Genomic DNA, 12,121 nt, shown 5'->3' with positions numbered 1-12,121 from the left:
GGGCAGGGCATGTCGCTCCGCGGTTCCTCGTATCGAGCTTTACGGCGCTGCCGATGGCGCTTTCCGCGATCCGCGGATACATCGAGATCTTCCACAGCCGGCAACGCACGCAGGCGCATCTCGATTATCGATCGCCTGCTGCATTCATGCAGCGCTTCTATCTGACAGACCGCTGCTTGGCCAACCCGTTGCGGCCCCCCACGAATTCCGACTGACCTTGCCTGCCTGAGAGGTGGCTCGGCGATCCGCCGCCGGTTTGACCGACTGACCGCGCGGCCCCGCGGCCCGGCCGCGCCGGCGCGATCGTCACACGGCTGCCTCGCCGACCATCGACAACCGCGCCGCCGTCGCGTGCAGCAGCGCGACGACCTCGTCAAGCTGCGGCGCGACGTACGCGTCGATCCGGCGGATGTACGGGCACGTGAGCACGGCGATCGCCTGGCCCGCCGGGCCGAGGATCGGGTAGGTGACGTCGGTGACGCCGAACATCTGGCGGCTGTCCTGCTGCACGTGTCCGGCCGCGCGGATCGCGTCGAGGCGCGCGTCGAGATTGCGCGCGGCGAGCGGCTGCTCGCCTTTCACCTTCGTGTGCTCGGCGAGCATGTGCGCGCGCTGCTCGGCGGACTGGAACGCGAGCATCGCGTGGCCCGACGCGGTGTCGATGAGCCCGACACGCGAGCCGAGCTTCACCGACATCCCCCAGATGCCGGGCCCGTCGACCTGCGCGATCACGAGCAGGTTGCCCCGATCGTAGACGGACAGATGGCACGACTGCTCGGCCGCGTCCGCGAAGCGCTGCATCGGCGGCAGCGCCTCGGCGATCAGCCGGTGCATCGGCGGGTGCCGGTGCGCGAGCGCATACAGCTTCAGGCTCAGCGAATAACGGTCGCCGCCCGGCGAGCGGATCACGTACTGGCGCGCGACGAGCCGCTCGAGCATCCGATAGATCTCGCTCGCGTTGCGGCCGAGCTCCTTCGTGATCTCCGTGCGCGTCAAGCCATCCTTGCGTTCGGACAGCAGCTCGAGGATGTCGAGCCCCTTGTCGAGCGCCGGCGCGCGGTAGCGGTCCGCATCGTCGAGATCCTGCGGTTCGTCGGCGGGGCCGGCCGGTCGTGGTTTCCTGGCGTTCATGTTGGCGATCGGGTGCGTCGGATAGGGGTGAGGACAGGGATAGGGAAAATACGCAGTCATTCTGCGCCACGGTCTCCTTGACTTCAAAAAGTCCGTATATAAATAATAATTTCGCCAATGAACATATGGCAACGGTCCGCACGCCGGGCCGACAAACATCAGAGGAAAGGAGGCAGGCATGACGTGGATCAATCGCGGGCGAGCGCTCGCCGGGTGCGTCGCGCTGGCGGGCGCGATCGCCGCCGCGCCGGCGGGCGCGGACACGGGCAAGGTCGGGCTCGACCTGCCTTTGCTGACTTCGCCGTTCTGGCAGTCGTACAACAACTATCTGCTGCATTACGCGAAGGACATGCAGATCGATGCGCTCGCGCCCGTCAATTCGAACGGCGATCCCGCGCAGCAGATCACGGACATGACCACCCTGCTGAATCTCGGCGCGAAGGGGATCGTCGTCGGGCCGCTCGATTCGGCGGCGATCGGCCGCGCGCTCGACGCGGCGGCCGCGCGCAAGGTGAGCGTCGTCGCGGTCGACGTCGCGCCGACGCAGGGCAAGGTCGCGATGGTCGTGCGCGCCGACAACCGCGCATACGGCGAGAAGGCCTGCAAGTACCTCGGCGAGCACGTGCAGGCGGGCAAGGTCGTGCAGATCATGGGCGATCTCGCGTCGGTGAACGGCCGCGACCGCTCGGAGGCGTTCCGCGCGTGCATGAAGGGCTATCCGCACCTGCAGGTGCTCGAGATCCCGGCCGCGTGGAAGGGCGACGTCGCCGCGACCGCGCTCGACAGCCTGCTGACCGCGAATCCGGACGTGAAGGGCATCTACATGCAGGCGGGCGGCGTCTATCTGTCGCCGACGCTGCAAACGCTGCGCCGCAAGCAGATGCTGTATCCGGCGGGCGACGCGAAGCACGTCGTGATCGTCAGCAACGACGGCATCCCGCAGGAATACGAAGCGATCCGCCGCGGCGACATCGACGCCACCGTGTCGCAGCCCGCCGACCTGTACGCGCGCTACGGGCTCTTCTACATCAAGGCGGCGCTCGCCGGCCAGACGTTCAGGCCGGGGCCGACCGATCACGGCAGCGTGATCGTGCAGCGCGCGCCGGGCATTCTCGAAGACCAGTTGCCGGCGCCGCTCGTGACGAAGGCGAACGTCGACGACAAGAGCCTGTGGGGCAACACGATCAAATGAACGCGACCGCCGCCACCGCCGATGTCACTGCCGCCGCTGCCGCGTGCGGCGGCGCGCCCGTCGTCGAGGCGCGCGCCGTCACCAAGCGCTTCGGCCCGCACACCGCGCTCGCGGACGTCGATCTGTGCGTGCGGCCGGGCGAGTCGCACGCGCTCGTCGGGCGCAACGGCGCGGGCAAGTCGACGCTCGTGTCGATTCTCACCGGGCTGCGCAAGCCGGACGCGGGCATCGTGCGTTTCGGCGGCGAGGATGCGCCGCCGCTCGCCGATCGCGACGGCTGGCGCGCGCGCGTCGCGTGCGTCTATCAGCACTCGACGATCATCCGCGAGCTCACCGTCGCCGAGAACCTGTTCATCAACCGGCAGCCGACGAAGCGCGGCGCGATCGACTGGCGCGCGCTGCGGCGCGACGCGCGCGCGCTGCTCGACCATTGGCGGATCGACGTCGGCGAGGACGCGCGCGCGGGCGACCTGACGGTCGAGGCGCGCCAGCTCGTCGAGATCGCGCGGGCGCTGTCGTACGGCGCGCGCTTCATCATCCTCGACGAGCCGACCGCGCAGCTCGACGGCGACGAGATCAAGCGGCTGTTCGCGCGGATTCGCGAGCTGCAGCGCGACGGCGTGACGTTCCTGTTCATCTCGCATCACCTGCAGGAGGTGTACGACATCTGCCAGGCGGTGACGGTGCTGCGCGACGCGCGGCGCATCGTCAGCGCGCCCGTGGCGGCGCTGCCGCGCGACGCGCTGATCGAGGCGATGACAGGCGAGCGCGGCGGGCTCGCCGTGGCCGACGCGGCGCGCCGCCCGCCGCTGCCGGCCGATGCGCCGCGCGCGCTCGAAGTGGACGGCCTCGCGGGCGGCGATTACGCGCATGTGTCGTTTTGCGTGCGGCGCGGCGAGGTCGTCGGGCTGGCCGGCGCGACGAGCAGCGGCCGCACGGGCGTCGCGGAGGCGGTGGCCGGGTTGCGCGCGCCGCGCGCGGGCGCGATCCGCATCGACGGCGACGCGCTGCCGCCGGGCAACGTCCCCGCCGCGCTCGCGCGCGGCGTCGGTTGCGTGCCGAAGGATCGCCATCGCGAAGGGCTCGTGCTCGGCGAATCGGTGGCCGAGAACGCATCGATGACGATCGCGGGCGCGCTCGGGCGCTTCGGGCGCTTCGGGCTTGCGCCGCCCGCGAAAAAGCACGCCTTCGGCGCGCGGATGATCGACGCGCTCGGCATCGTCGCGCAGGGGCCGCGGCAGCCGGTGTCGGGGCTGTCGGGCGGCAATCGGCAGAAGGTCGTGATGGCGCGCGCGCTTGCGAACGATCCGCGCGTGCTCGTGCTGATCGATCCGACCGCGGGCGTCGACGTGAAATCGAAGGAGGCGCTGCTCGCCGTCGTCGGGCGCGTGCGCGACGACGGCAAGGCGGTGCTCGTCGCGTCGGGCGAGCTCGACGATCTGCGCACCTGCGACCGCGTGCTCGTGATGTTCCGCGGGCGCATCGTCGCCGAGTTTCCGGCCGGCTGGCAGGACAACGAATTGATTGCATCCATCGAAGGAGTCGATGCCCATGAAGTCTAGCCTGACGAGTTCCGCGCTGCCGCCGGGGCCGGCGCGCGCCGTCGCGCGCAAGCCGTTCGAGATCGCGCGGTTGCGCGACCTCGCGTTGTTGCCCGCGCTCATGCTGCTGATCGCGATCGGCGCGTTCGTGAGCCCGAGCTTTCTCACGAAGGCGAATCTGATCAGCGTGCTCGGCGCGTCGGCGGCGCTCGCGCTCGTCGTGCTCGCCGAATCGCTGATCGTGCTGACGGGCAAGTTCGACCTGTCGCTCGAATCGACGGTCGGCATCGCGCCCGCGATCGGCGCGATGCTCGTGATGCCGGCCTCGTCCGCCGGCTTCGGCTTCCAGTGGCCCGCCGCCGCGGGGCTCGCCGCGATCGTCGCGATCGGCGCGCTGATCGGCTTCGTCAACGGCTTTCTCGTCGTGCGGATGCGCCTGAACGCGTTCATCGTCACGCTCGCGATGCTGATCGTGCTGCGCGGGATGCTCGTCGGCGCGACGAAGGGCGGCACGCTGTTCGACATGCCGCCGTCGTTCTTCGCGCTCGCGACGACGATCGTGTTCGGCCTGCCGCTGTCCGTGTGGCTCGCGGCGGCCGTGTTCGGCGGCGCGGCGTTCATGCTGCGCTACCACCGGCTCGGCCGCGCGCTGTACGCGATCGGCGGCAACGGCGAGGCCGCGCGCGCGGCCGGGATTCGCGTCGAGCGGATCACGTGGGGCGTGTTCGTGCTCGGCAGCGTGCTCGCGTCGATCGGCGGGCTCGTCGTCACGGGCTATGTCGGCGCGATCAACGCGAACCAGGGCAGCGGGATGATCTTCACGGTGTTCGCGGCCGCGGTGATCGGCGGCATCTCGCTCGACGGCGGCAAGGGCATGATGCTCGGCGCGCTGACGGGCGTGCTGCTGCTCGGCGTCGTGCAGAACCTGCTGACGCTCGCGCAGGTGCCGTCGTTCTGGATTCAGGCGATCTACGGCGCGATTATTTTGGGCGCGCTGATGGTCGCTCGCGTCGCGGGCGGCGAGGGGCAATCGTGAGCGCGCGCGCCGCCGACGCGCGGCTGCTGCTGCTGTCGCCCGACGACAACTGCCTGATCGCGGCGACGCGCCTTTGCGCCGGGCAGTGCGTGACGATCGACGGCGAGCGCGTCGTGCTCGCGCAGACGATCGAGATCGGACACAAGCTCGCGCGCGCGCCGCTCGCGGCGAACGACAAGGTGCTGCGCTACGGCGCGCCGATCGGCCACGTGATTCGCGACGTCGCGCGCGGCGAGCATCTGCACACGCACAACCTCGTGAGCGACTACCTGCCGACGTACACGCACGACGCGGGCCACGCGTTCGTCGCGCATTGACGCGGCCGCAACCGTTTATTCAGGTGAACCATTCATGTCCATGACAGTCTCGACGCCGGGTTTCGCGGCGATTTCCGCCGAAGGCGAGCGCGTGCCGCCCGACGGCGTGCGCCGCGCGGTGCTTGCGGGCTATCCGCGCAGCGACGGGCGCAAGGGCATCCGCAACGTCGTCGCGGTCGCGTATCTCGTCGAGTGCGCGCATCACGTCGCGCGGGAGATCGTCGCGCAGTTCCGCACGCCGCTGCGCTTCGGCGGCGCCGCGCCGCCCGCGGCCGACGCGCCGCCCGTGCATCTGATCGGCTTTCCCGGCTGCTATCCGAACGGTTACGCGGAAAAGATGATCGAGCGGCTCGCGACGCATCCGAACGTCGGCGCGGTGCTGTTCGTATCGCTCGGCTGCGAGAGCATGAACAAGCGCTACCTCGTCGATGCGGTGCGCGCGAGCGGCCGCCCGGCCGAGGTGCTGACGATCCAGGACGCGGGCGGCACGCTGAGTACGATCGGCGCGGGCGTCGACTGGGTGCGCGATGCGCGAGCGGCGCTCGCGAAGCAGGCGAAGGTGCCGATGGGCATCGGCGAGCTGATCGTCGGCACGATCTGCGGCGGCTCGGACAGCACGAGCGGCATCACCGCGAATCCGGCTGTCGGCCGCGCGTTCGACCTGCTCGTCGAGCAGGGCGCCGCGTGCCTGTTCGAGGAGACGGGCGAGCTCGTCGGCTGCGAATATCACATGCAGAACCGCGCCGCGCGGCCCGAGCTCGGCCGCGAGATCGTCGCGTGCGTGCAGAAGGCCGAGCGCTATTACTCGATCCTCGGACACGGCAGCTTCGCGGTCGGCAACGCGGACGGCGGACTCACGACGCAGGAGGAGAAATCGCTCGGCGCGTATGCGAAGAGCGGCGCGTCGCCGATCGTCGGCATCGTGAAGCCGGGCGACGTGCCGCCGACGCCGGGCCTCTATCTGCTCGACGTCGTGCCGGACGGCGAGCCGCGCTTCGGATTCCCGAACATCAGCGACAACGCCGAGATCGCCGAGCTGATCGCATGCGGCGCGCACGTGATCCTGTTCACGACGGGCCGCGGCTCGGTGGTCGGCTCCGCGCTCGCGCCCGTCGTCAAGGTGTGCGCGAATCCGGCGACATACCGCAAGCTCGAGGGCGACATGGACGTCGACGCGGGCCGCATCCTCGAAGGCCGCGCGACGCTCGACGAAGTCGGCCGCGAGATTCTCGCGAAGACGCTCGCGGTCGCGAGCGGCGCGACGTCGAAATCCGAGGCGCTCGGCCATCAGGAGTTCATCCTGACCTACAAGGCGTTCGAGCCGCTCGGGCCCGCGTGCCTGCCCGTCGCGGGGCCGCTGCGCGCGGCGCGGCAGGCATGAGCGCGGCGGCGCGGCGGATGACGGCGGCGGCGAAGGAAGCCTTCGGCGCCGGACGACGGGCGAGGCTTGCGCGTGGCGGCGCGGTTGGCGCGACATCGGATGCGGCGGCAACGCCGTCGACCGGAAGGAGCGGCGCGTGACCGGCATCATCGACGCCCATCAGCACTACTGGGACCCGTCGCGCGGCGACTACGGCTGGCTCACGCCCGCGCTCGCGCTGCTGTATCGCCCGTTCGGCCCCGCCGATCTCGCGCCGTTGCGCGCGGCGGCGGGCGTCGCGCGCACGATCGCCGTGCAGGCGGCGCCGACCGTCGACGAGACCCGCTATCTGCTCGATCTCGCGCGATGCGAGCCGTCGATCGCGGGCGTGGTCGGCTGGGCGCCGCTCGATGCGCCCGATGCGCGCGACACGCTCGCCGCGCTCGCGCGCGATCCTGCGTTCAAGGGCGTGCGCCCGATGCTGCAGGATTTGCCCGATGCCGCGTGGATCGCGAACCCGGCGCTCGCGCCCGCGATCGACGCGCTCGTCGAGCTCGACCTCGCGTTCGACGCGCTCGTGACGCCGCGCCATCTCGCGCCGCTCGCGACGTTCGCGCGCCGCTTTCCGCGGCTGCGGATCGTCGTCGATCACGGCGCGAAGCCGCCGATCCGCGCGGGCCGCGCCGCGTGGCAGCCGTGGGCCGACGGCATCGCGGCGCTCGCCGCGCTGCCGAACGTGCACTGCAAGCTGTCCGGGCTCGCGACCGAGGCCGCGCACGGCTGGCGCCGCGAAACCATCGCTCCTTACGTCGACCATCTGTTCGGCGCGTTCGGCGCGGCGCGGATGATCTGGGGCAGCGACTGGCCGGTGCTGGACCTGAACGGCGACTACGCGCTCTGGCATGCGAGCGCGCGCGCGCTGACCGCCGCGCGCGTCGGCGAACGCGCGTGCGACGCGGTGTTCGGCGCGAACGCCGCGGCGTTCTACCGGCTATGAGCGGGCGCGGCGCGCATCCCGGAACGCATGCGATGCGCTTCGCGCGCCGTTCGCGACGGGCGCCACGCGGCCGGGAACGGCAAGCGCGACCGGCAAGCGCGACGACACATCGACAGATATGTTACATCCGGCAGAGATCACTTCATCGGGAGCTGAACATGGGAGAAAGACTGGCAGGCAAGACGGCGCTCGTCACGGCCGCCGCGCAGGGCATCGGCCGCGCGGCGGCCGAGCGGCTCGCGCGCGAAGGCGCGCGCGTGATCGCGACCGACATCCGCATCGATGCGTTGCGCGACGGCCCGTTCGATGCGCGCGTGCTCGACGTGCGCGACGGCGCGGCGATCAGCGCGCTCGCCGGTGCGATCGGCCCTGTCGACGTGCTGTTCAACTGCGCGGGCTTCGTCCACGCGGGCTCGGTGCTCGACGCGACCGAGGACGAATGGGACTTCGGCTTCGATCTGAACGTGAAGTCGATGTACCGGACGATCCGCGCATTCCTGCCCGCGATGCTCGCGCGCGAGCGCGGCTCGATCATCAACATGGCGTCCGCCGCGTCGAGCGTGAAGGGGGTGCCGAACCGGTTCGTCTACGGCGCGACGAAGGCGGCCGTGATCGGCCTGACGAAGGCCGTCGCCGCCGACTTCGTCACGCACGGGATTCGCTGCAATGCGATCTGCCCGGGCACTGTCGAATCGCCGTCGCTCGATGCACGCATCGCCGCGCAGGCACACGCGCGCGGCGAGCCGATCGATGCGGTGCGCGCCGCGTTCGTCGCGCGCCAGCCGATGGGGCGCATCGGCAAGCCGGAGGAGATCGCGGCGCTCGTCGCGTATCTCGCGTCCGACGAATCGTCGTTCACGACGGGCGCGATTCATCTGATCGACGGCGGCTGGTCGAACTGAAGCCTGCCGCGCGGCGACCGCATGCGGCGTTCATGCGCCGTTCATTGGCACTCACCTACCTGGCGAATTCATGAAACTGTTGCGATACGGGGCGAAGTCCCACGAAAAACCCGGCCTGCTCGACGCGCAGGGGCGCATTCGCGATCTGTCCGGCGTCATCGACGACGTCGCGGGCAGCGCGCTTGGCCCCGACGCGCTCGCGCGGCTGCGCGCGATCGATCCGGGGAGCCTGCCGCTCGTCGAAGGCGCGCCGCGGCTCGGCGCATGCGTCGGCCGCGTCGGCAAGTTCATCTGCATCGGGCTCAACTACTCGGACCACGCGGCCGAATCCGGCATGGACGTGCCGAGCGAGCCCGTCGTCTTCGGCAAATGGACGAGCGCGATCTGCGGCCCCGACGATGACGTCGAGATCCCGCGCGGCTCGACGAAGACCGACTGGGAGGTCGAGCTCGGCGTCGTGATCGGCACGGGCGGGCGCCACATCGCGCAAGCGGATGCGCTCGCGCACGTGGCCGGCTATTGCGTGGTCAACGACGTGTCCGAGCGCGAGTACCAGCTCGAGCGCGGCGGCACGTGGGACAAGGGCAAGGGATGCGACACGTTCGGCCCGCTTGGGCCCTGGCTCGTGACGGCCGACGAAGTGCCGGACCCGCACCGGCTGAAACTGTGGCTCGACGTCGACGGCCATCGCTATCAGAATGGCTCGACCGCGACGATGATTTTCCGCGTGCCGTTCCTGATCAGTTACCTGAGCCGCTTCATGAGCCTGCAGCCGGGAGACGTGATCTCCACCGGCACGCCGCCCGGCGTCGGGCTCGGCCAGAAACCGCCCGTCTATCTGCGCGCGGGGCAGGTGATGAGGGTCGGCATCGAGGGGCTCGGCGAGCAGCGGCAGCGGGTCGTGCAGGGTTGACGCGAACGGGGCGCGGCAAGACCGGGCGGGCGTCGCGCGTCGGCCGCTGCGCTTGGCCGTCGGGCGATCCGGCGCGGCGCCCGTCGAAACATCGGAGCAGACAAGTGAACCTGAACCTGAAAGACAAGGTCGTGATCGTGACGGGCGGCGGCTCGGGCATCGGCGGCGCGATCACGCTCGCGCTGGCCGAGGAAGGCGCGATTCCGGTCGTGCTCGGCCGCAGCCCGCTCGACGCGGCGTTCGCCGAACGCATGCTCGCATTGCAGCCGCGCGCGCGTTTCGTGCGCGTCGAACTCGCCGATGACGCGCGCTGCCGCGAGGCCGTCGAGGAGACGATCTCGGCGCTTGGCCGGATCGACGGGCTCGTCAACAACGCGGGCGTCAACGACAGCGTCGGGCTCGACGCGGGCCGCGACGCATTCGTCGCGTCGCTCGCGAGCAATCTGATCCACTACTACGTGATGGCGCACTATTGCCTGCCGCATCTGAAGGCGAGCCGCGGCGCGATCGTCAACGTGTCGTCGAAGACCGCGATCACCGGGCAAGGCGGCACGAGCGGCTATTGCGCATCGAAGGGCGCGCAGCTTTCGTTGACGCGGGAATGGGCGGCATCGCTCGCGGGCGACGGCGTGCGCGTGAACGCGGTGGTTCCCGCCGAGGTGATGACGCCGCTCTACGCGAACTGGCTCGCGCAGTTCGACGATCCGGACGCGAAGCTGCAGTCGATCGCGTGCAAGATCCCGCTCGGCAAGCGGATGACGAGCGCCGACGAGATCGCGTGGACGACGGTGTTCCTGCTGTCCGAGCGCGCGTCGCACACGACGGGGCAGTGGCTGTTCGTCGACGGCGGCTACACGCATCTCGATCGCGCGCTGACCTGACGCGGCTTCCCCGACGATCGACGACGGAGCGCGCGATGCGTTACTGCCTCGCTTTGGACCTGAAGGACGACCCGGATGCGATCGCGCGCTACGAAGCGCATCACGAGCGGATCTGGCCGGAGGTCGCCGCGCATCTTCGCGCGCATGGCGTCGTGGCGATGGAGATCTATCGGCTCGGCACGCGGATGACGATGGTGATGGAAACCGACGACGCGCGGTTCGACGCGGCGCGTTTCGACGCCGACGCGCGCGCCGACGCGAAGATCGTCGAGTGGGAAGCGCTGATGGGCACGTTCCAGCAGCCGACGCCGTGGACGCCCGCCGGCATGAAATGGACGCCGATGACGCGGATCTTCGATCTTGCGGTGCAGTGATGCGGCGCGTCGAGCCTACGCCTTCGAAACCGACCGCTACGCCGCGATCGCGAGCTCGTGCCGGTCGAGATTACCGATTCGGAAGGCAAGACGGTGTTCACCGCGCGGATCGCGATGAACGTCAAGGCCTGAGCCGCGGGCGCGGACTCCTCGCGAGACTCGCTGCACGAATTTTGAACGGGTATCATCCGATCATATGATCTACGCCCGTCCAACAAGGAGACTGCAGTGAAAAGGAAAACCAACAGACTGTTGCCGATCAGCGCGGCCGCGATGGTGATGGCCGCGGCCTCGGCGCATGTGCTGGCCGATCAGGTCGTGAAGATCGGCAGCGCCGAGCCCTTGACGGGTGGCATCGCCCACCTCGGCAAGGACAATGAGAACGGCGCGCGCCTCGCCGTCGAGGAAATCAACGCGAAGGGCTTCACGATCGGCGGCCAGAAGATCACGCTCCAGCTCGACGCGCAGGACGACGCGGCCGACCCGCGCACCGCGACGCAGGTCGCGCAGAAGCTCGTCGACGGCAAGGTCGTCGCGGTCATCGGCCACCTGAACTCGGGGACGTCGATTCCGGCGTCGAAGATCTACAGCGATGCCGGCATCCTGCAGATCTCGCCGTCGGCGACGAATCCGGCCTATACGCAGCAAGGCTTCAAGACGACCTACCGCGTCGTCGCGACCGACGCGCAGCAAGGCCCGGCGCTCGCCGACTATGCGAAGCAAAAGGGGATCAGGACGGTCGCCGTCGTCGACGATTCGACGGCCTACGGCCAGGGCCTCGCGAACGAGTTCGAGAAGAAGGCGAAGGCGCTCGGCCTGAAGGTGCTGTCGCACGACGCGACGAACGACAAGGCGGTCGATTTCCGCGCGATCCTGACGAAGATCAAGGGCACGAACCCGGACGCGATCATGTACGGCGGCATGGACGCGACGGGCGGCCCGTTCGCGAAGCAGGCGAAGCAGCTCGGCCTGCGCGCGAAGATCTTCTCGGGCGACGGTGTATGCACCGAGCAGTTGCCCGCGCTTGCCGGCAATGCGGCCGACAACGTCGTGTGCTCGCAGGCGGGCGCGGCGCTCGAGAAGATGCCGGGCGGCGCGGCGTTCCAGGCGAAGTACGAGAAGCGCTTCAACCAGCCGATCCGCTTCGACGCGCCGTTCACGTATGACGCGGTGTACATCATCGTCGACGCGATGAAGCGCGCGAACTCGACGGACCCGGCGAAGATTCTCGCGGCGATGCCGAAGACGAACTACACGGGCGTGATCGGCACGACGGTCTTCGATTCGAAGGGCGACCTGAAGCACGGCGTGATTTCGCTGTACGACTTCAAGGGGGGCAAGAAGACCTTCCTCGATCAGGTGACGATGTAAGCGGGGCGGGCGGCGTTTGCCGCCCGGCTCGCCGAGCGATGAAACGGGCGGGCGCCGGGTTCGGCGTCCGCCCGTTTCGTTTCGCATTGCCGCGCGGGCCTTCGCG

Annotated in this window: 13 protein-coding genes and 1 pseudogene; 13 read left to right on the top strand and 1 reads right to left on the bottom strand. The window is 69.8% G+C overall.

The annotated features are described in order from the left end of the window. Positions 1-53: 53 nt before the first annotated feature. Positions 54-215: a hypothetical protein gene (locus AQ610_RS37025; protein WP_006027538.1), complete on the top strand. Its 162-nt coding sequence runs from the start codon at positions 54-56 to the stop codon at positions 213-215. 91 nt (positions 216-306) lie between these two features. Here the strand turns inward: AQ610_RS37025 and AQ610_RS26760 are convergent, their stop codons facing one another. Beyond that, positions 307-1,131: an IclR family transcriptional regulator gene (locus AQ610_RS26760; RefSeq protein WP_006027537.1), complete on the bottom strand. Its 825-nt coding sequence runs from the start codon at positions 1,129-1,131 to the stop codon at positions 307-309. Positions 1,132-1,309: 178 nt separating this feature from the next. On the opposite strand from AQ610_RS26760, the gene AQ610_RS26755 reads away from it, so the two are divergent. The 12 genes and pseudogenes from AQ610_RS26755 to AQ610_RS26705 all read left to right on the top strand — a co-directional run bounded on the left by AQ610_RS26755 (position 1,310) and on the right by AQ610_RS26705 (position 12,015). Next, a complete protein-coding gene (locus AQ610_RS26755; protein WP_006027536.1) occupies positions 1,310-2,323 on the top strand; it encodes a sugar ABC transporter substrate-binding protein in 1,014 nt (337 codons plus the stop codon). Further along, entirely contained in the window at positions 2,320-3,885 is a 1,566-nt protein-coding gene (locus AQ610_RS26750) for a sugar ABC transporter ATP-binding protein (RefSeq protein WP_006027535.1), read from the top strand. The genes AQ610_RS26755 and AQ610_RS26750 overlap by 4 nt, the downstream gene beginning before the upstream one ends. After that, positions 3,875-4,900, top strand: coding sequence for an ABC transporter permease (locus AQ610_RS26745; protein ID WP_009914709.1), 1,026 nt, complete (start codon positions 3,875-3,877; stop codon positions 4,898-4,900). Before AQ610_RS26750 ends, AQ610_RS26745 begins: the two co-directional genes overlap by 11 nt. Continuing rightward, complete coding sequence (locus tag AQ610_RS26740) at positions 4,897-5,217, top strand: UxaA family hydrolase (protein ID WP_006027533.1); 321 nt, start codon at positions 4,897-4,899, stop codon at positions 5,215-5,217. The genes AQ610_RS26745 and AQ610_RS26740 overlap by 4 nt, the downstream gene beginning before the upstream one ends. A 34-nt stretch (positions 5,218-5,251) precedes the next feature. Next, entirely contained in the window at positions 5,252-6,598 is a 1,347-nt protein-coding gene (locus AQ610_RS26735; RefSeq protein WP_009914711.1) for a UxaA family hydrolase, read from the top strand. Between the two features lie 136 nt (positions 6,599-6,734). Continuing rightward, positions 6,735-7,574, top strand: coding sequence for an amidohydrolase family protein (locus AQ610_RS26730; RefSeq protein WP_006027531.1), 840 nt, complete (start codon positions 6,735-6,737; stop codon positions 7,572-7,574). Positions 7,575-7,732: 158 nt separating this feature from the next. Then, complete coding sequence (locus AQ610_RS26725) at positions 7,733-8,476, top strand: SDR family oxidoreductase (protein ID WP_006027530.1); 744 nt, start codon at positions 7,733-7,735, stop codon at positions 8,474-8,476. Between the two features lie 70 nt (positions 8,477-8,546). Then, positions 8,547-9,389, top strand: a complete 843-nt coding sequence (locus AQ610_RS26720) for an ureidoglycolate lyase (protein WP_006027529.1) — start codon at positions 8,547-8,549, stop codon at positions 9,387-9,389. A gap of 104 nt (positions 9,390-9,493) precedes the next feature. After that, entirely contained in the window at positions 9,494-10,270 is a 777-nt protein-coding gene (locus tag AQ610_RS26715; protein WP_006027528.1) for an SDR family oxidoreductase, read from the top strand. A 35-nt stretch (positions 10,271-10,305) separates the two neighbouring features. Beyond that, entirely contained in the window at positions 10,306-10,644 is a 339-nt protein-coding gene (locus AQ610_RS26710) for an L-rhamnose mutarotase (RefSeq protein ID WP_009914716.1), read from the top strand. 51 nt (positions 10,645-10,695) lie between these two features. Further along, positions 10,696-10,776, top strand: a pseudogene (locus tag AQ610_RS35000) (DUF4442 domain-containing protein); the annotation flags it as partial. Between the two features lie 141 nt (positions 10,777-10,917). Further along, positions 10,918-12,015, top strand: a complete 1,098-nt coding sequence (locus AQ610_RS26705; protein WP_045554795.1) for a branched-chain amino acid ABC transporter substrate-binding protein — start codon at positions 10,918-10,920, stop codon at positions 12,013-12,015. Positions 12,016-12,121 lie beyond the last annotated feature (106 nt).

The sequence above is a fragment of the Burkholderia humptydooensis genome, from assembly GCF_001513745.1.
Classification (GTDB): domain Bacteria; phylum Pseudomonadota; class Gammaproteobacteria; order Burkholderiales; family Burkholderiaceae; genus Burkholderia; species Burkholderia humptydooensis.
This window is presented reverse-complemented; position numbering and strand designations above follow the sequence as displayed.

Coding starts and splice junctions, on each gene's coding strand:
- AQ610_RS26725 (WP_006027530.1), top strand. CDS start 7,733: ATGGGAGAAAGACTGGCAGGCAAGACGGCGCTCGTCACGGCCGCCGCG.
- AQ610_RS26755 (WP_006027536.1), top strand. CDS start 1,310: ATGACGTGGATCAATCGCGGGCGAGCGCTCGCCGGGTGCGTCGCGCTG.
- AQ610_RS26760 (WP_006027537.1), bottom strand. CDS start 1,131: ATGAACGCCAGGAAACCACGACCGGCCGGCCCCGCCGACGAACCGCAG.
- AQ610_RS37025 (WP_006027538.1), top strand. CDS start 54: ATGGCGCTTTCCGCGATCCGCGGATACATCGAGATCTTCCACAGCCGG.
- AQ610_RS26720 (WP_006027529.1), top strand. CDS start 8,547: ATGAAACTGTTGCGATACGGGGCGAAGTCCCACGAAAAACCCGGCCTG.
- AQ610_RS26735 (WP_009914711.1), top strand. CDS start 5,252: ATGTCCATGACAGTCTCGACGCCGGGTTTCGCGGCGATTTCCGCCGAA.
- AQ610_RS26710 (WP_009914716.1), top strand. CDS start 10,306: ATGCGTTACTGCCTCGCTTTGGACCTGAAGGACGACCCGGATGCGATC.
- AQ610_RS26745 (WP_009914709.1), top strand. CDS start 3,875: ATGAAGTCTAGCCTGACGAGTTCCGCGCTGCCGCCGGGGCCGGCGCGC.
- AQ610_RS26750 (WP_006027535.1), top strand. CDS start 2,320: ATGAACGCGACCGCCGCCACCGCCGATGTCACTGCCGCCGCTGCCGCG.
- AQ610_RS26705 (WP_045554795.1), top strand. CDS start 10,918: ATGGTGATGGCCGCGGCCTCGGCGCATGTGCTGGCCGATCAGGTCGTG.